The sequence below is a fragment of the Streptomyces sp. BYX5S genome (assembly GCF_054724165.1).
Genome location: NZ_CM138829.1, coordinates 1,649,289 through 1,672,770 on the forward strand (window position 1 = coordinate 1,649,289; position 23,482 = coordinate 1,672,770).

20 protein-coding genes and 1 riboswitch are annotated in these 23,482 nt (G+C 69.4%); of the genes, 15 read left to right on the forward strand and 5 right to left on the reverse strand.

The window, feature by feature from the left end; genetic code table 11:
• Window positions 1–11: 11 nt before the first annotated feature.
• The 4 genes from pspAA to ACYBSK_RS07415 all read left to right on the forward strand — a co-directional run bounded on the left by pspAA (window position 12) and on the right by ACYBSK_RS07415 (window position 5,730).
• Entirely contained in the window at window positions 12–290 is a 279-nt protein-coding gene (pspAA, locus tag ACYBSK_RS07400) for a PspA-associated protein PspAA (protein WP_457476061.1), read from the forward strand.
• A gap of 143 nt (window positions 291–433) precedes the next feature.
• Window positions 434–1,711, forward strand: a complete 1,278-nt coding sequence (locus ACYBSK_RS07405) for a sensor histidine kinase (protein ID WP_460245563.1) — start codon at window positions 434–436, stop codon at window positions 1,709–1,711.
• Window positions 1,708–2,409, forward strand: coding sequence for a response regulator (locus ACYBSK_RS07410; protein ID WP_457476063.1), 702 nt, complete (start codon window positions 1,708–1,710; stop codon window positions 2,407–2,409). The genes ACYBSK_RS07405 and ACYBSK_RS07410 overlap by 4 nt, the downstream gene beginning before the upstream one ends.
• A 192-nt stretch (window positions 2,410–2,601) precedes the next feature.
• A complete protein-coding gene (locus tag ACYBSK_RS07415; RefSeq protein ID WP_460245564.1) occupies window positions 2,602–5,730 on the forward strand; it encodes an efflux RND transporter permease subunit in 3,129 nt (1,042 codons plus the stop codon).
• 199 nt (window positions 5,731–5,929) lie between these two features.
• Here ACYBSK_RS07415 and nadA read toward each other — a convergent pair whose 3' ends face one another.
• Window positions 5,930–7,135 (reverse strand): quinolinate synthase NadA, encoded by a 1,206-nt coding sequence (gene nadA, locus ACYBSK_RS07420; protein WP_457476065.1) that lies wholly within the window; start codon window positions 7,133–7,135, stop codon window positions 5,930–5,932.
• A 239-nt stretch (window positions 7,136–7,374) separates the two neighbouring features.
• Between nadA and ACYBSK_RS07425 the strand changes: the two genes are divergently transcribed.
• On the forward strand, window positions 7,375–7,731 hold the full coding sequence (locus ACYBSK_RS07425; protein ID WP_306321347.1) for a HesB/IscA family protein: 357 nt from the start codon (window positions 7,375–7,377) through the stop codon (window positions 7,729–7,731).
• A 70-nt stretch (window positions 7,732–7,801) separates the two neighbouring features.
• Here the strand turns inward: ACYBSK_RS07425 and ACYBSK_RS07430 are convergent, their stop codons facing one another.
• Both ACYBSK_RS07430 and ACYBSK_RS07435 read right to left on the reverse strand, forming a co-directional pair.
• Entirely contained in the window at window positions 7,802–9,298 is a 1,497-nt protein-coding gene (locus ACYBSK_RS07430) for a hypothetical protein (protein WP_460245565.1), read from the reverse strand.
• 84 nt (window positions 9,299–9,382) lie between these two features.
• Entirely contained in the window at window positions 9,383–9,592 is a 210-nt protein-coding gene (locus ACYBSK_RS07435; RefSeq protein ID WP_457476067.1) for a hypothetical protein, read from the reverse strand.
• A 134-nt stretch (window positions 9,593–9,726) separates the two neighbouring features.
• On the opposite strand from ACYBSK_RS07435, the gene ACYBSK_RS07440 reads away from it, so the two are divergent.
• A complete protein-coding gene (locus ACYBSK_RS07440; protein ID WP_460245566.1) occupies window positions 9,727–10,701 on the forward strand; it encodes a carbohydrate kinase family protein in 975 nt (324 codons plus the stop codon).
• Between the two features lie 98 nt (window positions 10,702–10,799).
• Here the strand turns inward: ACYBSK_RS07440 and ACYBSK_RS07445 are convergent, their stop codons facing one another.
• A complete protein-coding gene (locus tag ACYBSK_RS07445; RefSeq protein WP_460245567.1) occupies window positions 10,800–12,179 on the reverse strand; it encodes an aminotransferase class V-fold PLP-dependent enzyme in 1,380 nt (459 codons plus the stop codon).
• 396 nt (window positions 12,180–12,575) lie between these two features.
• Here ACYBSK_RS07445 and ctaC point away from each other — a divergent pair, with 396 nt between their 5' ends.
• The 4 genes from ctaC (at window position 12,576) to ACYBSK_RS07465 (ending at window position 17,058) form a co-directional block, all read left to right on the forward strand.
• Complete coding sequence (ctaC, locus tag ACYBSK_RS07450; protein ID WP_457476070.1) at window positions 12,576–13,535, forward strand: aa3-type cytochrome oxidase subunit II; 960 nt, start codon at window positions 12,576–12,578, stop codon at window positions 13,533–13,535.
• Window positions 13,532–15,262: an aa3-type cytochrome oxidase subunit I gene (ctaD, locus tag ACYBSK_RS07455; protein WP_457476071.1), complete on the forward strand. Its 1,731-nt coding sequence runs from the start codon at window positions 13,532–13,534 to the stop codon at window positions 15,260–15,262. Before ctaC ends, ctaD begins: the two co-directional genes overlap by 4 nt.
• Window positions 15,259–15,657, forward strand: coding sequence for a cytochrome c oxidase subunit 4 (locus ACYBSK_RS07460; protein ID WP_457476072.1), 399 nt, complete (start codon window positions 15,259–15,261; stop codon window positions 15,655–15,657). Before ctaD ends, ACYBSK_RS07460 begins: the two co-directional genes overlap by 4 nt.
• A 144-nt stretch (window positions 15,658–15,801) precedes the next feature.
• Complete coding sequence (locus tag ACYBSK_RS07465) at window positions 15,802–17,058, forward strand: L,D-transpeptidase (protein ID WP_457476073.1); 1,257 nt, start codon at window positions 15,802–15,804, stop codon at window positions 17,056–17,058.
• Window positions 17,059–17,140: 82 nt separating this feature from the next.
• Here the strand turns inward: ACYBSK_RS07465 and ACYBSK_RS07470 are convergent, their stop codons facing one another.
• Entirely contained in the window at window positions 17,141–17,542 is a 402-nt protein-coding gene (locus ACYBSK_RS07470; protein WP_306321338.1) for a DNA-binding transcriptional response regulator, read from the reverse strand.
• Between the two features lie 196 nt (window positions 17,543–17,738).
• Here ACYBSK_RS07470 and ctaE point away from each other — a divergent pair, with 196 nt between their 5' ends.
• The 5 genes from ctaE (at window position 17,739) to trpD (ending at window position 23,144) form a co-directional block, all read left to right on the forward strand.
• The gene (gene ctaE, locus ACYBSK_RS07475) at window positions 17,739–18,359 is read left to right on the forward strand and encodes an aa3-type cytochrome oxidase subunit III (RefSeq protein ID WP_457476074.1); all 621 of its coding nucleotides are present in this window, start codon (window positions 17,739–17,741) and stop codon (window positions 18,357–18,359) included.
• An 81-nt stretch (window positions 18,360–18,440) separates the two neighbouring features.
• Entirely contained in the window at window positions 18,441–19,250 is an 810-nt protein-coding gene (qcrC, locus tag ACYBSK_RS07480) for a cytochrome bc1 complex diheme cytochrome c subunit (protein ID WP_457476075.1), read from the forward strand.
• The gene (gene qcrA, locus ACYBSK_RS07485) at window positions 19,247–20,311 is read left to right on the forward strand and encodes a cytochrome bc1 complex Rieske iron-sulfur subunit (RefSeq protein ID WP_457476076.1); all 1,065 of its coding nucleotides are present in this window, start codon (window positions 19,247–19,249) and stop codon (window positions 20,309–20,311) included. Before qcrC ends, qcrA begins: the two co-directional genes overlap by 4 nt.
• Window positions 20,308–21,945, forward strand: a complete 1,638-nt coding sequence (gene qcrB, locus ACYBSK_RS07490; RefSeq protein WP_457476077.1) for a cytochrome bc1 complex cytochrome b subunit — start codon at window positions 20,308–20,310, stop codon at window positions 21,943–21,945. The genes qcrA and qcrB overlap by 4 nt, the downstream gene beginning before the upstream one ends.
• Window positions 21,946–22,079: 134 nt before the next feature.
• Window positions 22,080–23,144 (forward strand): anthranilate phosphoribosyltransferase, encoded by a 1,065-nt coding sequence (gene trpD / locus ACYBSK_RS07495; protein WP_460245568.1) that lies wholly within the window; start codon window positions 22,080–22,082, stop codon window positions 23,142–23,144.
• A gap of 87 nt (window positions 23,145–23,231) precedes the next feature.
• Window positions 23,232–23,365: riboswitch (SAM riboswitch) on the forward strand.
• Window positions 23,366–23,482: the final 117 nt, after the last annotated feature.

The window sequence follows — 23,482 nt, forward strand, 5'->3', positions numbered from 1 at the left end:
TGGAGGCCGACATGATCGTCCGGATCATGGGGGAGGGCCAGGTGAGGTTGGCGGACGACCACTTCGCCGAACTCAACAAGCTCGACGACGAGCTCCTCGCGGAGATGGAGAGCGGTGACGAGGCGGGGTTCCGCCGGACGCTCACGGCTCTCCTGGACGCGGTGCGCCGCCTGGGCGCTCCGCTTCCCGACGATGCGCTGGAGCCGTCGGAGCTGATTCTTCCGGCGCCGGGTGCGACGTTGGAAGAGGTGCGGGAGATGCTCAGCGACGACGGCCTGATCCCGGGGTAACGTCCCGGCCCCTGGCACACCCACCGTGGTGGACGCCGCGGGGCTCCGCCCCGGACCCCGCTGCTCAATCGCCGCAGAGGCTTGATTCAGCCCTCCCGCCGGTCCGGGTCGGGGCCGGAGGGGGACGCGGTAGCGTGAAGACGGTGAATCCCTTCGTACGGTGGGCCGGGTCGCATCCGCTGGCCCTGGACGCCACCCTCGCGCTGGGCGTCCTGACCTGCATGGTCGCGGGCTCCTTCGTCGACCCGCACGGCCCGGACGGCACGTACGCCTGGGGTGCCAGAACCCCGGACGCCCTCAGCCTCGTCCTGATGCTGCTCGGCGCCGCCGCCCTCGTGTTCCGCCGCCGCGCCCCCCTCCCCGTGCTCGCCGCGACCTCCACCGTCTCCCTCGTGGAACTCGTCGTCGGCGACCCCCGCGCCCCCGTCGTGATGTGCGCGGTCGTCGCGCTCTTCACGGTCGCCGCCACCACGGACCGCCCCACCACGTGGCGCGTGGGACTCGCGACGATGGCGGTGCTGACCTGCGTCGCCATGTTCGCGGGCCCGCTGCCCTGGTACTCCCAGGAGAACCTGGGGATCTTCGCGTGGACCGGGATGGCCGCGGCCGCGGGCGACGCGGTCCGCTCCCGCCGCGCCTTCGTCACCGCGATCCGCGAACGCGCCGAGCGCGCCGAACGCACCCGCGAGGAGGAGGCCCGGCGCCGCGTCGCCGAGGAGCGGCTGCGGATCGCCCGCGATCTGCACGACGTCGTCGCCCACCACATCGCCCTGGTCAACGTGCAGGCCGGTGTCGCCGCCCACGTCATGGACCGCAGGCCCGACCAGGCCAAGGAGGCGCTCTCCCACGTCCGCGAGGCCAGCCGCTCCGCCCTCAACGAACTCCGCGCCACCGTCGGCCTGTTGCGGCAGACCGGGGATCCGGAGGCGCCCACCGAACCGGCTCCCGGCCTCGACCGCCTCGACGACCTCGTCGACACCTTCCGGCACGCGGGCCTCCCGGTGGAGGTGGCCCGCGCGAAGGACGCCCCGGCCCTGCCCGCCGCCGTCGACCTCGCCGCCTTCCGCGTCGTGCAGGAAGCCCTGACGAACGTGCAGAAGCACGCGGGCGCCGACGCGAAAGCCGAGGTCAGCGTCGTACGCGTGGGCCCGAACGTGGAGATCACCGTCCTCGACAACGGCCCCGGCGCCACCGCCGCGTACGGCGACCACCCCAGCGACCCCGACGAGCCGGACGCGAACGGCGGCCACGGACTCCTCGGCATGCGCGAACGCGTCACGGCGCTCAGCGGCACCCTCACCGCGGGACCGCGCTACGGCGGCGGTTTCCGCATCCATGCCATCCTTCCGGCCAAGGCCCGCCCCGCCGGCACCCCTTCCACCGGCGGCCCCGACACCACCCCCGAGGACGCCACCACATGACCAGCAGCGGAACCATCAGGGTCCTCCTGGCCGACGACCAGGCCCTGTTGCGCAGCGCCTTCCGCGTGCTCGTCGACTCCGAACCCGACATGGAGGTGGTGGGGGAGGCCTCGGACGGGGCCGAGGCCGTCCGGCTCACCCGCTCCGAGCGGCCCGACGTCGTCCTCATGGACATCCGGATGCCCGGCACCGACGGCCTCGCCGCCACCCGCGAGATCAGCGCCGACCCCGACCTGTGCCACGTGCACGTCGTGATGCTGACGACGTTCGAGGTCGACGAGTACGTGGTGCAGTCGCTGCGGGCCGGTGCCTCCGGCTTCCTCGGCAAGGGCGCCGAACCCGACGAACTCCTCGGCGCCGTCCGGATCGCGGCCGCCGGCGATGCGCTCCTCTCGCCCGTCGCGACGAAGGGCCTGATCGCCCAGTTCCTCGCACAGGGGGACGGTTACGAGGAGGGGGAGCGCCCCACCGACGGCGGCACCGAGCGGCTCGCCGCGCTCACCGGACGCGAGCGCGAGGTCCTCGTCCAGGTCGCGGGCGGCTACTCCAACGACGAGATCGCCGAGCGCCTCGAAGTCAGCCCGCTCACCGTGAAGACCCACGTGAACCGCGCCATGGCCAAGCTCGGCGCCCGCGACCGCGCCCAACTCGTCGTCATCGCGTACGAATCGGGCCTGGTACGCCCAAGGGTGGAGTGACCCTTACGGGCCGCGTACTACGGGCGCAGTAGGCGGCGGACGAGAACGGGACCTGGGAGCGACGAATCAGCTCGCACGCATGACCGAGGGTGGACCGTGGGCCCCACGCCTGCCACCGCGGCGGAGCCCACCGCGACGGTTGTCATGCCACGCGCCTTCATCTTCCGCTCACGTCCCACGGAGACCCGATCCATGTCCTGGCTGTCGAGATTCAGCCTCGCCCAACGCGCCCTCATCGGGCTGATGTCGATCATCGCGATCGCCTTCGGCGCGATCGCGATCCCTCAGCTCAAGCAGCAGCTGCTGCCCTCGATCGAACTGCCCATGGTCTCTGTCATCGCCCCCTACCAGGGCGCGTCCCCGGACGTGGTGGAGAAGCAGGTCGTCGAGCCGCTGGAGAACTCCATCGACGCGGTCGACGGCATCACCGGCGTCACGTCGACGGCCAGTGAGGGCAACGCCCTGGTGATGGCCCAGTTCGACTACGGCACGGACGGCACCAAGCAGCTCGTCGCCGACGTCCAGCAGGCGGTCAACCGGGCCCGCGCCCAGCTGCCCGACGACGTCGACCCGCAGGTCGTCGCCGGATCCACCGACGACATCCCGACCGTCGTGCTCGCCGTCACCTCCGACAAGGACCAGCAGGCGCTCGCCGAGCAGCTCGACAAGTCCGCGGTGCCGACGCTGAAGGACATCGACGGCGTCTCCCAGGTCACCGTCGACGGTGTGCGCGACCTCCAGGTCGACGTCACGCCGAACGACCGGAAGATGGCCGCGGCCGGAGTCAATCCGCAGGCACTGAACCAGTCGTTGCAGGCCGGCGGCGCCACGCTGCCCGCGGGCTCCCTCGACGAGGCGGGCAAGAACCGCACGGTCCAGGTCGGCGGCGGATTCACCTCCCTGAAGCAGATCCAGGACCTGATGATCACGGGGGAGGGCGTCAAGAAGCCCGTACGCCTCGGTGACATCGCCACCGTCAAGCAGCAGCCGTCCACGGCCGACTCGATCACCCGCACCGACGGCAGGCCCAGCCTGTCCCTCGCGGTCACCATGGACCAGGACGGCTCGGCCGTCTCCATCTCCAAGGCCGTCAAGGACAAGCTGCCGCAGCTGCGCGACGACCTCGGCTCCGGCGCCGAGGTCACGGTCGTCAGCGACCAGGGCCCGGCCGTCTCGAAGTCCATCTCGGGCCTGACCACGGAGGGCGCGCTCGGCCTGCTCTTCGCGGTCGTCATCATCCTGATCTTCCTGGCGTCGCTGCGCTCGACGCTCGTGACCGCGGTCTCCATCCCGCTGTCGGTCGTCCTCGCGCTGATCGTCCTGTGGACGGGCGACCTGTCGCTCAACATGCTCACGCTCGGCGCGCTGACCATCGCGATCGGCCGCGTCGTCGACGACTCGATCGTCGTCCTGGAGAACATCAAGCGCCATCTCGGCTACGGCGAGGAACGCAGGGAAGCGATCCTCACGGCCGTGCGCGAGGTGGCCGGGGCCGTCACGTCCTCGACGCTGACGACCGTCGCCGTCTTCCTGCCGATCGGCCTGGTCGGCGGCATGGTGGGCGAGCTGTTCGGCTCCTTCTCCATCACCGTGACGGCGGCGCTGCTGGCCTCCCTGCTGGTGTCGCTGACGGTCGTCCCGGTCCTGTCCTACTGGTTCCTGCGCCCGCCGAAGGCGGCCCGCGGCGTCGACCCGGAGGAGGCCCGCCGCCTGGCCGAGGAGAAGGAGGCGAACTCCTGGCTCCAGCGGGCCTACGTGCCCGTGCTGCGCTTCGCGACGCGTCGCCGCTTCACCTCGCTGCTGATCGCGGTGGTCGTGCTCGTCGGCACGTTCGGCATGGCGCCGCTGCTCAAGACCAACTTCTTCGACCAGGGCGAGCAGGAAGTCCTCTCCATCAAGCAGGAGTTGGCGCCCGGCACCAGCCTGTCGGCGACCGACGCCTCCGCGAAGAAGATCGAGAAGGTGCTCGCGGGCATCGACGAGATCGAGGACTACCAGGTCACCATCGGCTCCTCCGGCTTCATGGCGGCCTTCGGCGGCGGCACCGACACCAACCAGGCGTCGTACCAGGTGAAGCTGAAGGACAGCCACACCTTCGAGGCCACGCAGAAGCGCATCGACCGCGAGCTCGGACAGCTCTCCGGCATCGGTACGACGACGATCGCGTCCGGTGACGGCTTCGGCAACCAGGACCTGTCCGTGGTCGTGAAGGCCGCCGACGGCGACGTACTGGAGAAGGCCGCCGGTCAGGTCCGCGACGCGGTCGCCTCGCTCGACGACGTCACCGACGTCACCAGCGACCTGTCGCAGTCCGTGCCGCGGATCTCGGTCAAGGCCAACGCCAAGGCGGCCGCCGCCGGATTCAACGACACCACGCTCGGCGCGGCCGTCGGCCAGGCGGTGCGAGGCACCACCAGCGGCAAGGCGACCCTCGACGACACCGAGCGCGACATCGTCGTGAAGTCGGCGAAGCCGGCCACCACGATGGCCGAGCTGAAGAAGCTGCCGATGGGACCGGGCGGGCTCACGCTCGGCGACATCGCGACGGTGAAGACGGTCGACGGCCCGGTCTCCATGACCCGGATCGACGGCGCCCGCGCGGCGACGGTCACGGCGAAGCCGGACGGCGACAACACGGGCGCGGTCAGCGCCGACCTCCAGTCGAAGCTCGCCTCGCTCGACCTGCCCAAGGGCGCCACGGCGACCATCGGCGGGGTCAGCGAGGACCAGGACGACGCGTTCAAGAACCTCGGCCTGGCGATGCTCGCGGCCATCGCGATCGTCTTCATGCTGCTGGTGGCGACGTTCCGCTCGCTGGCCCAGCCGCTGATCCTGCTGGTCTCCATCCCGTTCGCGGCGACGGGCGCGCTCGGGCTGCTGATCGCCACGGGGACGCCGATGGGGGTGCCGGCGATGATCGGCATGCTGATGCTCATCGGCATCGTGGTGACGAACGCGATCGTGCTGATCGACCTGATCAACCAGTACCGGTCCCAGGGGCTCGGTGTGGTGGAAGCGGTCGTCGAGGGCGGCCGGCACCGTCTGCGCCCGATCCTCATGACGGCCCTGGCGACGATCTTCGCCCTGCTCCCGATGGCGCTCGGCGTCACCGGCGAGGGCGGCTTCATCGCGCAGCCGCTGGCCGTGGTGGTGATCGGCGGTCTGATCACGTCGACCCTGCTGACGCTGCTGCTCGTGCCGACGCTCTACGCGATGCTGGAGCTCCGCAAGGAGCGGCGGGCGGCGAAGCGGGCGGCCAAGCGCGGCGACGGCGTCCCGCCCCAGTCCCCGACCACGACCCCGGACCCGGTCAACGCGTAACCCGACGATTGAGCCCCTGCCGCAGGTGAACGGCTGAGTGCGGCACGTTCAAGCCCCTGCGGCGATTGAGCAGCGGGGTCCGGGGCAGAGCCCCGAGGCCGCAAGCGGGGCGAGCGCTTCATCAGGCGCTCGCCCCGCTCCCGCTCCCAGGGCTCCGCCCCGGACCCCGCGCCTCAAACGCCGGCGAGGCTGGGGTGGGTTACGGCAGCGCCAGCATGCGCTCGAGGGCGAGCTTGGCGAAGCGTTCCGTCTCGCGGTCGACCTCGATGCGGTTGACCAACTGGCCGTCCGCCAAGGACTCCAGCGTCCAGACCAGATGCGGAAGGTCGATCCGGTTCATGGTCGAGCAGAAGCACACCGTCTTGTCGAGGAAGACGATCTCCTTGCCCTCGGACGCGAACCGGTTCGCCAGCCGCCGCACCAGGTTCAGCTCCGTGCCGATCGCCCACTTCGACCCGGCGGGCGCCGCCTCCAGCGCCTTGATGATGTACTCCGTCGACCCGACGTAGTCCGCCGCCGCGACGACCTCGTGCTTGCACTCGGGGTGCACCAGGACGTTGACGCCGGGGATGCGCGCCCGCACGTCCTCCACCGACTCCAGCGAGAAGCGCCCGTGCACGGAGCAGTGCCCGCGCCACAGGATCATCTTCGCGTCCCGCAGCTGCTCGACGGTCAGCCCGCCGTTCGGCTTGTGCGGGTTGTAGACCACGCAGTCGTCGAGCGACATGCCGAGATCACGGACGGCCGTGTTGCGGCCCAGGTGCTGGTCCGGCAGGAAGAGCACCTTCTCGCCCTGCTCGAACGCCCAGTTCAGCGCGCGCTCGGCGTTGCTGGACGTACAGATCGTGCCGCCGTGCTTGCCCGTGAACGCCTTGATGTCCGCGGAGGAGTTCATGTACGAGACGGGCACCACGGACTCGGCGACGCCGGCCTCCGTCAGCACGTCCCAGCACTCGGCGACCTGCTCGGCCGTCGCCATGTCGGCCATCGAGCAGCCGGCGGCGAGGTCCGGAAGGACCACCTTCTGGTCGTCCCCGGTCAGGATGTCGGCCGACTCGGCCATGAAGTGCACACCGCAGAACACGATGTACTCGGCCTCGGGCCGCGCCGCCGCGTCCCGCGCCAGCTTGAAGGAGTCCCCGGTGACGTCGGCGAACTGGATGACCTCGTCGCGCTGGTAGTGGTGTCCGAGCACGAACACCTTGTCTCCGAGCTTCTCCTTGGCCGCGCGCGCCCGCTCGACCAGGTCCGGGTCGGACGGCGAGGGCAGGTCGCCGGGGCACTCCACGCCGCGCTCGCTCTGGGGGTCGGCCTCGCGGCCGAGCAGCAGGAGCGCCAGCGGCGTGGGGGAAACGTCCAGGTCGACGGGCGCCTGGGGGGACTGGGCCGTGGTCACGTCACGCACCCTTTCTTAGCTCTGCTCGACTTTTCGTCGAAATGACGCTATCTATCATACGTGCTTCACGTCAGTTTGACGATGGTGATGTCGTCGATGTGACGCAATCCGCCGCCGCCACCCCGTGCCCCGTCCGCCGACGGTGTGCGAGCATGAAGAGAAGAAGTGCGAAACCCGGAATGGATCCGGGCCTTTGCCGGTTAGCAATGGTCGGCAAGCAGTCTCCGTACAACCCGGGAGAGATGTAGATGTCCGTATCGGACGAGACCAGCACCGTCAGCGACGGCATCATCCTCAGCGACGAAGCCGCGGCCAAGGTCAAGGCTCTGCTCGACCAGGAAGGCCGTGACGATCTGGCGCTGCGCGTGGCTGTTCAGCCCGGTGGCTGCTCCGGCCTGCGCTACCAGCTCTTCTTCGACGAGCGTTCGCTCGACGGCGACGTCGTGAAGGACTTCGGCGGCGTGAAGGTCGTCACCGACCGCATGTCGGCCCCGTACCTGGGTGGCGCCTCCATCGACTTCGTCGACACCATCGAGAAGCAGGGCTTCACGATCGACAACCCCAACGCGACGGGTTCCTGCGCCTGCGGCGACTCGTTCAGCTAAGTCGTACAGCTGCACAGCGCGAAGGGGCGGCCCCGCTCGGGGCCGCCCCTTCGGCGTGCGGTAAGCGGACTCAGCCGCGCGGCGCGGGCTCGGCCCCGCCGGGCGCGTTCTTCGACGCGTGCGGCACGGCGTCCCCGCCCGCCGTCACCACCTCGCGCTCACCCAGCGGCGCGTCCAGCTTCACCGGCAGCGTGTAGAACTTCGCCAGCTCGATGCAGACGCTCCCCTTCTTCTGCGTCTCCGTGACGCGCACGCTCACCCGGCCCCCGGACTCCTTCGCCGACGCGGCGTACGTCGCGCACACCCCGCCCGTGAAGTGCACGGTCAGGGTCTCGCCCTTGGCGCTGTAGCCCTGCACGCGCACGGCCCGCGTCTCGTCGCCGCCCGCCGTGCCCGAGGGCGCGGGCTCCGGGCTCGCCGGTGCGCTCCCCTGTGAACTCCCGTTCCCCGTGAGGAACTTCGGGTCCACCGCCGGATACGTCACCGTGAACGCGGCCTCCGCCCCGCCCGGCCGCACCTCGAACAGCCACGCCGGCACCAGCGCCTGCCGTCCGCCGACGGTGTGCGCGGCGAGCCCGAACGTCGCATCGCGCACGGCCACCGTCGACGGCTTCGGCGGATCCTGCGCACACGTCGCGTCCTCGCCCAGCGGCACCGCGCTGGCACATCCGCCGACCGACACCCGGCCCCCGGCCGCCGCCCCGTTCATCCGCTCAAGGGCCCGCTCCGCCCCGATCGTCGGATACGTGGCGCCCTTCACCGGCGCCTTCAACTGCCCGCTGCCGCCCACCACCCGACCGTCCGAGCCGACCTGGATTCCCGTCGACCAGCCGTACGTCGGCAGCCCGCCGACCGTCGGATCGGCGTTCACGACCCGGGTGGCGCCCATGAGCTGCTCCGCGTCCAGCGCGGCGTCGTCCTGCCCGAGGGCCTTCAGGACCGGCGCGGCGGCGCGCTTCGCGGCGGCCTCGCTCACCGCGTCCCGCTCCCCGCCCCCGCCCGCCGGGTCGGCGCACTTCGTCCCGTCGCCGCACTTGGCGCCGGCCGACGGCGCGTACCGCGCGTACGTCCAGGTGCCCGGCGCCTGCCGCCCCACCTGCAACGAGGGCCCGGACCCGTCCTTCGTCGGCCCCACCTTCCAGGCGTCGCCGTCCCGCCGGGGCGTGCCCGGTACGTCGAGGGTCTCGGCCAGCGCGGACACGTCGGCCGCCGTCACCTCGCCGCCCGCCCGGTAGACGGGCGCCTCGCCCGGTCCCTTCGGGAGATCGCCCACCGCCTTGTACCGCGTGCCGTTCGGGTCGGGCTCACCGGGCGCGATGCCGGGGGAGCCCGGCGCCGTACCGGACGAGGCGGAATCCTCGGAGTAGCCGTCGAGGGCGAGCGGCGGGGGAGTGCCCGTGCCGCTGCCGCCGGGCGCCGCCGACGGCCCGTCCGCGGAACCGCCCGCCGCGTTCGTCGCCAGATACGCGCCGCCGCCACCGGCGAGCAGGACGGCCGCCGCGACCGACACGACAGCCGCCGTGCGCCGCCGGGGCCGCCGGTCCCGCGTCCGCTCTTCGTCGCTCACCGCATCGCTCCTTCGCACCGGGGGACACCGGTGTGACGAGACGGGCGGGCGCGCGGTTCCCCCGGCCCGCCGCGAGCGGAGCCGTCAGTCGCCGAAACCCGCCATCGAGTCGATCAGCCGCGCCGACGACTCCGGTACCACCACCCCGTGGATCCCGGCCGGCCGGGTCGCGCTCGCGGGGCGCTCCACCTCCCACGGCGCCCGCTGCGTCACCCAGTGCGGAAGCATCCGGACGCAGTCGCCGCGCAGCGCCGCGAGCCCGTCCTCGGTCGTGCCTGACACGTCGTAGGTCATGACGGCACGGTAGCCCTGAGGTGACATCCGAAGAAAGCCCCACTATCAGGCATTTCCCATACTTCAGCCCGCCGGGTGGGACCGGGTAGCGTGAAGCGTCAACCCCTCCCCTTTTCAGGAAGCGTGCTCACGCCGTGCGAATCGCAGTCACCGGCTCCATCGCCACCGACCACCTGATGACCTTCCCCGGCCGTTTCGCCGACCAGCTCGTCGCGGACCAGCTGCACACGGTCTCCCTCTCCTTCCTCGTCGACAACCTCGACGTACGCCGCGGCGGAGTCGGCGCCAACATCGCCTTCGGCATGGGCCAGCTCGGCACGGGCCCGATCCTGGTGGGCGCCGCCGGTTCGGACTTCGACGAGTACCGCGCCTGGCTCGACCGCCACGGCGTGGACACGGAGTCGGTCCGGATCTCCGAGACGCTGCACACGGCCCGCTTCGTGTGCACCACGGACGCCGACCACAACCAGATCGGCTCCTTCTACACGGGCGCCATGAGCGAGGCGCGGCTCATCGAGCTGAAGACCGTCGCGGACCGTGTCGGCGGCCTCGACCTGGTCCTCATCGGCGCGGACGACCCGGAGGCGATGCTCCGTCACACGGAGGAGTGCCGCTCGCGCTCGATCCCGTTCGCCGCGGACTTCTCGCAGCAGATCGCGCGGATGGACGGCGACGAGATCCGCCTGCTCCTGGACGGCGCCACGTTCCTCTTCTCCAACGAGTACGAGAAGGGCCTCATCGAGTCCAAGACGGGCTGGACCGACGCCGAGATCCTCGCGAAGGTCGGCCACCGCGTCACCACGCTCGGCTCGCGCGGCGTGCGCATCGAGAAGGCCGGCCAGGACCCGGTCGAGGTCGGCGTGCCGGAGGAGGACGCCAAGGTCGACCCGACGGGTGTCGGCGACGCGTTCCGGGCGGGTTTCCTGTCCGGTCTGGTGTGGGGCGTTTCGCACGAGCGTGCGGCGCAGATCGGGTGCATGCTCGCGACGCTGGTCATCGAGACGCTCGGCACGCAGGAGTACGAGTTGCGGCGGGCGCCGTTCATGGACCGGTTCCGCAAGGCCTACGGGGACACTGCCGCGGTCGAGGTCGAGGCGCACCTGGGCTGACGCCCTCGGCGGGGCCGCGGCCGTTGCTGTTCTTCCGTCGAGCAGCGCGGCCGCGGTTTCGTGTGTGGTCCGGTTTGCGCGGTCCCCGCGCCCCTGGGTCAGACGCTCCTGCGCACCACATATGTCGCGCCCCCAGCGGGGCGTGGCTCCGCTCCCACGTACTCGTGGCCCTGGGTGAAGCACCATGCGGGGATGTCGACGGCCGCCACCTCGTCGTCGGCGAGGACGGTCACCTCGCCGCCCACCCGCACCCGCCCGATCGCGCGGCCCAGTTCGATGACCGGTTGCGGGCAGGTCATGCCCAGCGCGTCCACGGTCACGGTCTCGGCGGTGCCCGGCGCCCCGGCCACCGGCGCGCCCAGCTTCTCCCGCACCTCACCCACCACGCCCGGCAGTACGTCGAGGAAGCGGTCGACCTCGTCGGCCCCGGTGCCCAGCGGCAGCGACACCCGTACGTTCCCCTCGCTCACCACGCCCATCGCGCGCAGCACATGGCTGGGCGTCAGGGTGCTGCTCGTGCAGGACGACCCGGACGAAACGGAGAAACCGGCACGGTCCAGGCCGTGCAGCAGGCTCTCCCCGTCGACGTACAGACAGGAGAACGTCACCAGGTGCGGCAGCCGCCGCACCGGATCGCCGACGACCTCCACGTCCGGCAGCAGCTCCGGCACCCGTACCCGGATCCGCTCCGTCAACTCGCGCAGCCGCGCCGCCTCCCCGGCGGCCTCCGCCCGCACGGCCCGCAGCGACGCGGCCGCGGCCACGATGCCCGGAATGTTCTCGAACCCGGCGGCCCGACCCGACTCCCGCTCGTCGGCGGGCCCTTGAGGCGCGAACCGCGTCCCCTTCCGTACGACGAGCAGCCCGACGCCGGCCGGGCCTCCCCACTTGTGGGCGCTCCCGGCCAGCAGCGACCAGTCACCGGTCACCGGCCCCCAGGCCAGGGACTGCGCGGCGTCCACGAACAACGGCACCCCGGCGGCCCGGCACGCCTCGGCGGCCTCGGCGGCGGGCTGCTCGGTGCCCACCTCGTGGTTGGCGGACTGAAGACACGCGAGCGCGGTGTCCTCCCGCAGGGCGTCGCGGAACGCCTCGGCTGGAACGCGGCCCTCGCGCCCCACCCCGACCCGCGTCACCGACCCGCCGAGCGCTTCGAGCGCCGCCGCCGAATGGAGCACGGCCGAGTGTTCGACTGCGGACACGACCAGGTGACGTCCGGCGCGCCGCCGCCCCGCGAGCGCCCCCGCGATCCCGTCGTGCACGGCGCGCGTCCCGGACGACGTGAACACGAGCTCGTCGACCCGGCACCCCACCGCCTCGGCGGCCGCCTCCCGCGCGGCGTCAAGCAGCAACCGCGCCCGTCGCCCTTCCCGGTACAAACGTGACGGATCGGCCCACCCCTCATCGAGCGAGGCCTGCAACGCCTGCCGGGCGACGGGGTGGAGGGGAGCGGACGACGCCACATCGAAGTACGACACGCCGCAACGCTACGGGGCGCCGGGGGAGCGGCACCGCCAGGGTCGCGAGGAACCACGCACACGCCGAGGCGCCCCGACCCCGCCTCCCCAGGGGCGCGAGGAACCGCGCACACCGACCACGCCCGACCGCCACCCGCAGGTGACCGCACCCCGCCTCCCCTCAAAGGCGCCCCCCGACCCCCCGTCAGAAACCCTCGAACGCGGCCCGATCCCACCCTTCGGAGTGACCCGCGGCGCGTTAGGCACCCTCCCCGCGCGACCCCAAATAGCGTCCAGTAGGGTTTGGTCCGCATAAACATCCAAACCCCTGCCCGTGTGCCAGGGCGGCGAGCGACCAGCGAGATGGCGGCCGTAGCCAACCAAAGAGCGCGGGCGAGACTCTCGGGAAGGCGCTACGTGAGTCCCAACGGCTCCGACCGCTCGTCGCGGCGCCCGATGCGGCGGAAGCTGCCGCAGGTGCTGACTGCGGGCCTGATCCTGGTAACCGCTACCGGTTGCACATACAAGGACTTCCCTCGTCTTGGTATGCCCACCCCGGTGACGGAGGAGGCCCCTCGGATCCTCTCCCTCTGGCAGGGCTCGTGGGCGGCAGCGCTCGCCACGGGCGTGCTGGTGTGGGGGCTGATCCTGTGGAGTGTCATCTTCCACCGGCGCAGCCGCACCAAGATCGAGGTTCCAACTCAGACGCGGTACAACATGCCGCTCGAGGCGCTGTACACGGTTGTTCCGCTGATCATCGTGTCGGTCCTCTTCTACTTCACCGCGCGCGACGAGTCGAAGCTTCTGAAGCTCGACGACAAGCCCGCGCACACCGTCAACGTGGTCGGCTACCAGTGGAGCTGGGGCTTCAACTACGTCGAGGACGTGCCGGGTGTCGACGGTGACGCCAAGACCTCCAAGGAGCTCTCGGCTATCCCGAAGCGCTTCAAGGAGGACTTCCCGGCGAACGCCGGCGGTGTCTACGAGGTCGGTACTCCTGGCGAGCGGAACCCGCAGACCAACAACCCCGGTCCGACCCTCTGGCTCCCCAAGGGCGAGAAGGTCCGCTTCGTGCTGACTTCGCGTGACGTCATCCACTCCTTCTGGGTGGTGCCGTTCCTCATGAAGCAGGACGTCATCCCGGGCCACACCAACTCCTTCGAGGTGACCCCCAACAAGGAGGGGACCTTCCTGGGCAAGTGCGCCGAGCTCTGCGGCGTCGACCACTCCCGGATGCTGTTCAACGTGAAGGTCGTCTCTCCTGAGCGCTACCAGCAGCACCTCAAGGACCTCGCGAAGAAGGGGCAGACCGGTTACGTCCCGGCTGGCATCGCCCAGACGGACCACGAGAAGGACCGGGAGACGAAGAACCTGTGAGCATCCTCAACGAACCCCAGGGTGCCGCGGCAGCAAGCGACTCGTACGAGAACGAGCTGCCGGCCCGACCCAAGAGCCCAGGCTCGACGGTGATCAAGTGGCTCACCACCACTGACCACAAGACCATCGGCACGCTCTATCTGGTCACGTCGTTCGCGTTCTTCTGCATCGGCGGCGTCATGGCGCTCTTCATGCGCGCCGAACTCGCTCGCCCCGGCACGCAGATCATGTCGAACGAGCAGTTCAACCAGGCGTTCACGATGCACGGCACGATCATGCTGCTGATGTTCGCGACGCCGCTGTTCTCCGGCTTCGCGAACTGGATCATGCCGCTCCAGATCGGTGCGCCGGACGTCGCGTTCCCGCGGCTGAACATGTTCGCCTACTGGCTGTACCTGTTCGGCTCGCTCATCGCGGTGGGTGGCTTCCTCACCCCGCAGGGCGCCGCCGACTTCGGCTGGTTCGCCTACAGCCCGCTGTCGGACGCGGTCCGCTCGCCGGGCATCGGCGCCGACATGTGGATCATGGGTCTGGCCTTCTCCGGCTTCGGCACGATCCTCGGCTCGGTCAACTTCATCACCACGATCATCTGCATGCGCATGCCCGGCATGACGATGTTCCGCATGCCGATCTTCACGTGGAACGTGCTGCTGACCGGTGTCCTGGTCCTGCTCGCCTTCCCGGTGCTCGCCGCCGCGCTGTTCGCCCTGGAGGCGGACCGCAAGTTCGGTGCCCATGTATTCGACGCGGCCAATGGCGGCGCATTGCTCTGGCAACACCTCTTCTGGTTCTTCGGACACCCAGAGGTGTACATCATCGCGCTGCCATTCTTCGGAATCATTTCCGAAGTGATCCCGGTCTTCTCCCGCAAGCCGATGTTCGGTTACTCGGGTCTGATCGGCGCGACGATCGCCATTGCCGGTCTGTCCGTGACCGTGTGGGCGCACCACATGTACGTGACCGGTGGTGTGCTGCTGCCGTTCTTCTCCTTCATGACGTTCCTGATCGCCGTGCCAACCGGCGTGAAGTTCTTCAACTGGATCGGAACGATGTGGAAGGGCTCGTTGTCCTTCGAGACACCGATGCTCTGGGCGATCGGCTTCCTGATCACCTTCACCTTCGGTGGTCTGACCGGTGTGATCCTGGCGGCGCCGCCGCTGGACTTCCACATCTCGGACTCGTACTTCGTGGTGGCGCACTTCCACTACGTGGTGTTCGGCACCGTCGTCTTCGCGATGTTCGCCGGCTTCCACTTCTGGTGGCCGAAGATGACCGGCAAGATGCTCGACGAGCGCCTCGGCAAGATCACCTTCTGGACGCTGTTCATCGGCTTCCACGGCACGTTCCTGGTGCAGCACTGGCTGGGCGTCGAGGGCATGCCGCGTCGTTACGCGGACTACCTCGCGGCCGACGGCTTCACCGCGCTGAACACGATCTCGACGATCAGCTCGTTCCTGCTGGGCCTGTCGATCCTGCCGTTCCTCTACAACGTGTGGAAGACGGCGAAGTACGGCAAGAAGGTCGAGGTCGACGACCCGTGGGGTTACGGCCGCTCCCTGGAGTGGGCGACGTCCTGCCCGCCGCCGCGGCACAACTTCATCACGCTGCCGCGCGTGCGCTCGGAATCCCCGGCGTTCGACCTGCACCACCCGGAGATCGCCGCACTGGACCAGCTGGAGAACGCCGGTCACGGCGACAAGGCGCTTGCTAAGGAGGCCGGCAAGTGAAGGTCCAAGGCAAGATGTTCATCTGGCTGAGCCTCTTCATCCTGATCATGGCCGCCGTCTACGGCGTCTGGTCGAAGGAGCCGGCCGGTACCACGGCGCTCTTCCTGGCGTTCGGCCTGTGCATCATGGTCGGCTACTACCTGGCCTTCACGGCCCGGCGGCTCGACACCGGTGCGCAGGACAACAAGGAGGCCGACGTCGCGGACGACGCCGGCGAGGTGGGCTTCTTCAGCCCGCACTCCTGGCAGCCGCTCTCGCTGGCGGTCGGTGGCGCGCTCGCGTTCCTCGCCGTGGCGGTCGGCTGGTGGCTGCTGTACTTCTCGGCCCCGATCATCCTGTTCGGCCTGTGGGGCTGGGTCTTCGAGTACTACCGCGGTGAGAACCAGAACCAGTGAGCCCCGGCTGACCGGTTCCCGGATCCCGTGACCGAAGGGCCCGGACACTCCTGACGGAGCGTCCGGGCCCTTCGGCGTGCCGGGGGTTGCCCCGTGCGGCTCACTCGCCGCGCTGGACGTGACGTTCCTTCATACGGTGAGTCCATGAACCACTCACCGCGTATCCGTACGGTTCTGGGCTGCACCCTGCTGGTGGCCGCACTCGGTGCGGGCACGGTGGCGTGCGGCACGTCCGGCCACCCGCTCTCCGCCGCGCCGTACGACGCGGCGGGCCAGATCTCCTTCAACGGGCCCGTGGGCAGCAGCAAGAAGGCCGACCCCGACAAGCCGCTGGAGATCACCGCGCAGGGCGAAGAGGCCCGCATCACCGACGTCACCGCCCAGGACGCCCTGGGCCGGTTCGTCGCGGGCGAACTCTCCGCCGACGGCACCAGGTGGCACACCACCGCCCCGCTGACCGCAGACACCCGCTACACGGTCCGGGTGAGCACCGAGGACGAGGACGGGGGACCCGGCCGCAAGGTCCTCACCTTCGACACGGGCAGCCCTTCCGGGAAGAAGCCCCTCAAGGTCACGTTCGGCCCGCAGAAGGGCACGTACGGGGTGGGGCAGCCGCTCACCGCCGAGCTCAACAAGCCCATCAAGGACGAGAAGTCGCGGGCCCTCGTGGAGCGCTCCCTCCAGGTCGACTCCAAGCCCGCGGTGAAGGGCTCCTGGTACTGGGTGGACAGCACCGAGCTGCACTACCGGCCCAAGGGCTACTGGCCCACCCACGCGAAGATCACGGCCACCAGCAGGCTGGAGGGCGTGAAGATCCGCGACGGGCTGTGGGGCGGCAGGTCCAAGCCGCTGACCATCAGCACGGGCGACCGCATCGTCGCCGTCACCGACGCCTCCTCGCACTCCATGACGGTCTACCGCAACGGCGAGGAGATCAACTCCATCCCGGTCACCACCGGCAAGGCCGGCTTCGAGACCCGCAACGGCGTCAAGGTGGTGCTCGGCAAGGAGTACTTCGTACGGATGCGCGGGGAGACGATCGGCATCGCCGAGGGCTCGTCCGACTCCTACGACCTGCCGGTCTACTACGCGACCCGCGTCACCTGGAGCGGCGAGTACGTGCACGCCGCGCCCTGGTCCGTCGGCTCGCAGGGCTCCGCGAACGTCAGCCACGGCTGCACCGGCATGAGCACCGGAAACGCCGCCTGGTTCTTCGACACCGTGCGCCAGGGCGACATCGTGAAGGTCGTCAACAGCTACGGCGCGGACATGGACCCGTTCGGCAACGGGTTCGGCGACTGGAACGTCAGCTGGAAGAAGTGGAAGGCGGGCAGCGCCTTGACGAAGAAGGCCGACACGCCCGACCCGGCCCTCCAGGCGAGACTCAGCCCCGAGGTCTGAGGCCGCCGGGCACGGCCCGCGGTGTGACACTTCCGACTCCCGTACGCCCGAGGCGTGCGGGAGTCGGCGTGTGCGAGGCGCCTCAGGCGCCCACAGCGAGCCGGGAGCGCAGCAGGGAGGCGAGGGCCTCGGCGAACTCCACGGGCTCCACAGGGAGCGTCACAGCCGCCTCGGCGCGGCTCCAGGTGGCGAGCCAGGCGTCCTGCGGGCGGCCGATCAGGAGCAGCACCGGCGGGCAGCGGAAGATCTCGTCCTTGATCTGCCGGCAGACGCCCATGCCGCCCGCGGGAACGGCCTCGCCGTCCAGGACGCAGACGTCGATCCCGCCCCGGTCCAGCTCCTTCAGAACGGCCGGGAGCGTGGCGCATTCGACGAACTGCACCTCGGGGACGTCGGACGCGGGCCTCCGGCCGGTCGCGAGGCGCACCTGCTCGCGGGTGTTGGCGTCGTCGCTGTAGACCAGAACCGTCGCGGTCGACTGCATCGTTCCTCCGAAGCATCGTTGGTCGGGGGGCTTCTTAAGCCGTCGTACGGTGATCCGTGCCGCGGAGCCTACTCCTCCCGACACCCCGTCAACACCGGTTCGCACGCGGCTCCGATGGGCCATATGGGCTGGACACACCACCCAGACACTCCGAACGGCACCCCCCGGAGTGAGGGCGAGATAAGCGACCGACATAATGTCGGTCGTGGCGACAGCAACGACAGTAGAAACCGGGCACGCGCACCCGTCGGTCAATCGACCGAACCTCACCAGCGTCGGAACCATCATCTGGCTGAGTTCCGAGCTGATGTTCTTCGCGGCCCTCTTCGCGATGTACTTCACCCTGCGATCGGTGACCGGACCGGATCACTGGAAGGAAATGGCGCATGCGCTGAATCTTCCGTTCTCCGCGACGAACACCACGATCCTGGTGCTCTCCTCACTCACCTGTCAGCTCGGCGTGTTCGCCGCCGAGCGCGGTGACGTGAAGAAGCTCCGGATGTGGTTCATCGTCACCTTCATCATGGGTGCGATCTTCATCGGCGGTCAGGTCTACGAGTACACCGAGCTGGTCAAGAAGGATGGGCTCTCGCTCTCCTCCGACCCGTACGGCTCGGTGTTCTACCTGACCACCGGCTTCCACGGCATGCACGTGACAGGTGGCCTCATCGCCTTCCTGTTCGTCCTCGGTAGGACGTACGCGGCCCGGAGGTTCACCCACGAGCAGGCGACGGCCGCCATCGTCGTGTCCTATTACTGGCACTTCGTCGACGTCGTCTGGATCGGCCTCTTCGCCACGATCTACCTGATCAAGTAGTTCGAAGATCACAGCATCGGGCGTAGAACCCGACACATTCCCGCAGCACCGACGCAGAAGATCCTGACACCGGGGTAATCCGTGAAAAAGCTCTCCGCACGACGACGCCATCCGCTGGCGGCGGTCGTCGTCCTACTCCTCGCGCTGGCGGCCACCGGGGGGCTGTACGCCGCGTTCGCGCCGGCGGACAAGGCGCAGGCCGATGCAACCTCCCAGTCCCTCGCCATTGACGAGGGCAAGAAGCTCTACTCCGTAGGCTGCGCGAGCTGCCACGGAACCGGCGGTCAGGGCACCTCCGACGGTCCGAGCCTGGTGGGCGTCGGCTCCGCCGCCGTGGACTTCCAGGTGGGCACCGGTCGTATGCCGGCCCAGCAGCCGGGCGCTCAGGTCCCGAAGAAGAAGAACATCTACTCGCAGGCCGAGATCGACCAGCTCGCGGCGTACATCGCTTCGCTCGGCGCCGGTCCGGTCACGCCGACCGAGAAGGACTACAGCGCCTCCGGCGCGGACATCGCCAAGGGCGGCGAGCTGTTCCGCACCAACTGCGCCCAGTGCCACAACTTCACCGGTGAGGGCGGCGCGCTGACGCACGGCAAGTTCGCCCCGAGCCTCGAGGGCGTCAGCCCGAAGCACATCTACGAGGCCATGCAGACCGGCCCGCAGAACATGCCGTCGTTCCCGGACACGACGATGACCAAGCAGAACAAGAAGGACATCATCGCGTACCTCGACGCGGTCAACGGTGATGAGACCGAGAGCCCCGGTGGCCTCAAGCTGGGCGGGCTCGGCCCGGTCAGTGAGGGCCTGTTCGCCTGGATCTTCGGTCTTGGCGGTCTCATCGCCGTCGCCATCTGGGTTGCCGCTCGGACCGCAAAGGCCAAGAAGTCATGAGTAGCCAAGACATTCCAGAAGAGAACCTGCCCGCCGAGCGGGCCACCGACGAGGGCGCGGAGCACGGCTCGGTCGCGGTGAAGGACGAGCCCTTCGCCGACCCGGGTCTGCCGCCCCACGAGCACCGGATCCAGGACATCGACGAGCGGGCCGCCAAGCGGTCCGAGCGCGCGGTGGCCCTGCTGTTCACGGTCTCGATGCTGGCCACCATCGGCTTCATCGCCTCGTACGTCACCATCGACGTCGACACCAACGTCTACATCTTCCCGCTGGGTCACATCAGCGCGCTGAACTTCGCGCTGGGCATGACCCTCGGTGTCGCGCTCTTCTGCATCGGCGCGGGCGCGGTCCACTGGGCCCGCACCCTGATGTCCGACGTCGAGGTCATCCAGGAGCGCCACCCGATCGAGGCGGAGCCCGAGGTCAAGGCGAAGGTCCTGTCGGACTTCGCCGACGGCGCCCGCGAGTCGCAGTTCGGCCGTCGCAAGCTGATCCGCAACACGATGTTCGGTGCGCTGGCCCTGGTGCCCCTCTCCGGTGTCGTCCTGCTTCGTGACCTCGGGCCGCTGCCCGAGAAGAAGCTGCGCAGCACCTCGTGGAAGAAGGGTCTGCAGCTCGTCAACATGAACACGAACGAGCCGCTGCGTCCCTCCGACATCGCGGTCGGCTCGCTCACCTTCGCCAAGCCCGAGGGCCTGGAGGAGCACGACGAGGACTTCCAGAAGAACATCGCCAAGGACGCCCTGATGCTCGTCCGGATCCAGCCGGACAACATCAAGGACAAGCAGGAACTCGAGTGGTCCCACGAGGGCATCGTGGCGTACTCGAAGATCTGCACCCACGTCGGTTGCCCGATCTCCCTGTACGAGCAGCAGACGCACCACGCTCTGTGCCCGTGCCACCAGTCCACCTTCGACCTCTCCGACGGCGCCCGGGTGATCTTCGGTCCTGCCGGTCACGCGCTGCCGCAGCTGCGCATCGGCGTCAACGAAGAGGGTTACCTCGAGGCGCTGAGCGACTTCGCTGAGCCCGTCGGTCCTGCCTTCTGGGAGCGCGGATGAGTACTACGACCACCAACGAGGCGCCTTCACGCGAGAAGGCGCCGGCCGGCGAGCGAGTCGCCGACTGGGCGGACGGCCGCCTGGGGATCTACTCCCTGGCCAAGTCCAACATGCGCAAGATCTTTCCGGACCACTGGTCCTTCATGCTCGGCGAGATCTGCATGTACAGCTTCATCATCATCATCCTCACGGGTGTGTACCTGACGCTGTTCTTCCACCCGTCGATGAACGAGGTGGAGTACCACGGCAGCTACGTCCCGCTGCAGGGACAGCTGATGTCCGAGGCGTTCAACTCGACCATGCACATCTCCTTCGATGTGCGCGGTGGCCTGCTGATCCGGCAGATCCACCACTGGGCCGCGCTGATCTTCCTCGCCGCCATGTTCGTGCACATGATGCGCGTGTTCTTCACGGGTGCGTTCCGCAAGCCGCGTGAGGTCAACTGGCTGTTCGGCTTCCTGCTGTTCGTCCTCGGCATGTTCACCGGTTTCACCGGTTACTCGCTCCCGGACGACCTGCTCTCCGGCACCGGTGTCCGCTTCATGGAGGGCGCGATCCTGTCCGTACCGGTCATCGGTACGTACATCTCGTTCTTCCTGTTCGGCGGGGAGTTCCCGGGCGGCGACTTCGTCGCGCGGTTCTACTCGATCCACATCCTGCTGCTGCCGGGCATCATGCTCGGCCTGATGGTGGCGCACCTGATCCTGGTCTTCTACCACAAGCACACGCAGTTCGCGGGTCCCGGAAAGACCAACAAGAACGTCGTCGGCATGCCGCTGCTGCCGGTCTACATGGCCAAGGCCGGAGGCTTCTTCTTCCTGGTCTTCGGTGTGATCGCGGCCGTCGCGGCCATCGCCACGATCAACCCGATCTGGGCCATCGGTCCGTACCGCCCGGACCAGGTGTCCACCGGCGCCCAGCCCGACTGGTACATGGGCTTCTCCGAAGGCCTGATCCGTGTCATGCCGGGCTGGGAGATCAACCTCTGGGGTCACACGCTCGTCCTGGGTGTGTTCGTCCCGCTGGTGATCTTCCCGCTGGTCCTCGCGGCCATCGCCGTCTACCCGTTCATCGAGTCCTGGGTCACCGGCGACAAGCGCGAGCACCACATCCTGGACCGCCCGCGCAACGTCCCGACCCGTACGGCCTTCGGCGTGGCGTGGATCACCTGGTACATGGTGCTGCTCGTGGGTGGTGGAAACGACCTCTGGGCCACGCACTTCCACCTGTCGATCAACGCGATCACCTGGTTCGTCCGGATCGCCTTCTTCGTCGGACCGGTCATCGCCTTCATCGTCACCAAGCGGATCTGCCTCGGCCTCCAGCGCCGCGACAAGGACAAGGTGCTGCACGGACGCGAGTCCGGCATCATCAAGCGCCTGCCGCACGGTGAGTTCATCGAGGTGCACGAGCCGCTCGACCAGGAGGCGCTGCACACGCTCACGGCGCACGAGCAGTACCAGCCGGCCGAGATCGGTGCGACCACCGACGAGAACGGTGTCGAGCGCAAGGCCACGCGGTCCCAGAAGCTGCGTGCCAAGCTCTCGCGCGGTTACTACGGGGAGAACAACCAGATCCCCAAGCCGACCGCCGAGGAGTACAAGGAGATCACCAGCGGCCACGGCCACCACTGATCCCTGAATCGTCGCTGCACGCCACAGCGGGAGCCCTCGTCCAGTGCCTGGACGGGGGCTCTTTGCCGTCCCGAGACCTGGATAAGGTGGGGCTGCACCTTCTCCCGACCCCACACATGCACACAGGAGCGGCCATGAGCGCTTTGCACCCCGCTGGAGGCGACACCGCGGCGGGCCGCTCCTGGCCCGCCGTCCTCAACGGCCTCCTCGAAGGCCGCGACCAGAGCGCCGACGACACCGCGTGGGCGATGGACCGGATCATGCGGGGCGAGGCCACCGACGCGCAGATCGCCGGGTTCGCCGTCGCGCTGCGCGCCAAGGGCGAGACCGTGCAGGAGATCTCCGGTCTGGTGCGCGGCATGTACGAGCACGCCAACGTGATCGAGGTGCCCGGCGAGACCGTCGACATCGTCGGCACCGGTGGCGACGGCGCCAAGACGGTCAACATCTCCACCATGTCCGCGATCGTCGTCGCGGGCGCCGGCGCCAAGGTCGTCAAGCACGGCAACCGCGCGGCGTCCTCGGCCTCCGGCTCCTCCGACGTCCTGGAGAAGCTGGGCGTCAACCTCGACCTGGCGCCGAAGCGGGTGCCCGAGGTCGCCGAGGAAGCGGGCATCACGTTCTGCTTCGCCATCAAGTTCCACCCCGCGCTGCGCTACGCGGGCGCCGCGCGTGGACAGCTCGGCATCCGCACCGTGTTCAACCTCCTCGGCCCGCTGACCAACCCGGCCAAGGTGCAGGCCCAGGCCGTCGGCGTCGCCGATGCCCGGATGGCGCCCATCGTGGCGGGCGTCTTCGCCGAGCGCGGCAACTCGTCCCTGGTGTTCCGCGGCGACGACGGGCTCGACGAGCTGACCACCACGGGCACCTCCCGGGTGTGGGTCGTACGGGACGGCGCCGTGCGCGAGGAGTCCTTCGACCCGCGCGACGTCGGCATCGACGTCGTGCCCATCGAGGCGCTGCGCGGCGGCGACCCCTCGTACAACGCGGAGGTCGCCCGGCGCCTCCTCGACGGCGAGCGGGGGCCCGTGCGCGACGCGGTGCTGCTGAACTCGGCGGCGGCCCTGGTGGCCGTGCGGCCCGGCGAGGGCACGCTCGTGGAGCAGATCCGGGCCGGCATGGACCGGGCCGCCGAGTCCATCGACTCCGGCGCCGCGAAGGGCGCCCTGGAGCGGTGGGTGGCGGCCAGCAACCGCTGAGCGCGCCGGTGGTGTGACCCAGGGCGCAGTCCGCGATGCGGACTGCGCCCTTGCCGTATCCGAGACGTATGGCAAGATGCTTTCCAAGGTCATGAGTGACAGCGCTGTGAGTATTCACTGCAGAAGGCCCCAGCCCGCTGTCCGGCAACCCTCCGTCCGTGGCGGGGTGCCCTGGGTGAAGACCAGGCCGTACGCAGCAAGGCGTATGGCAAGCGCGGACCCCTCACCACCCTGGGGTCCTGGTCCTCAAGGGAGCAGTCTCGTGAGCAAGCGAATGCGATAGGGCGTTACGGCCCCGCCTCCGCGCACCCTCTTCACCCTTCTTTCCATGCCGTCGA

Coding starts and splice junctions, on each gene's coding strand:
- qcrA (WP_457476076.1), top strand. CDS start 19,247: ATGAGTAGCCAAGACATTCCAGAAGAGAACCTGCCCGCCGAGCGGGCC.
- ACYBSK_RS07425 (WP_306321347.1), top strand. CDS start 7,375: ATGTCCGTATCGGACGAGACCAGCACCGTCAGCGACGGCATCATCCTC.
- ACYBSK_RS07410 (WP_457476063.1), top strand. CDS start 1,708: ATGACCAGCAGCGGAACCATCAGGGTCCTCCTGGCCGACGACCAGGCC.
- qcrB (WP_457476077.1), top strand. CDS start 20,308: ATGAGTACTACGACCACCAACGAGGCGCCTTCACGCGAGAAGGCGCCG.
- ACYBSK_RS07465 (WP_457476073.1), top strand. CDS start 15,802: ATGAACCACTCACCGCGTATCCGTACGGTTCTGGGCTGCACCCTGCTG.
- pspAA (WP_457476061.1), top strand. CDS start 12: ATGATCGTCCGGATCATGGGGGAGGGCCAGGTGAGGTTGGCGGACGAC.
- ctaE (WP_457476074.1), top strand. CDS start 17,739: ATGTCGGTCGTGGCGACAGCAACGACAGTAGAAACCGGGCACGCGCAC.
- ACYBSK_RS07435 (WP_457476067.1), bottom strand. CDS start 9,592: ATGACCTACGACGTGTCAGGCACGACCGAGGACGGGCTCGCGGCGCTG.
- ACYBSK_RS07415 (WP_460245564.1), top strand. CDS start 2,602: ATGTCCTGGCTGTCGAGATTCAGCCTCGCCCAACGCGCCCTCATCGGG.
- trpD (WP_460245568.1), top strand. CDS start 22,080: ATGAGCGCTTTGCACCCCGCTGGAGGCGACACCGCGGCGGGCCGCTCC.
- ACYBSK_RS07470 (WP_306321338.1), bottom strand. CDS start 17,542: ATGCAGTCGACCGCGACGGTTCTGGTCTACAGCGACGACGCCAACACC.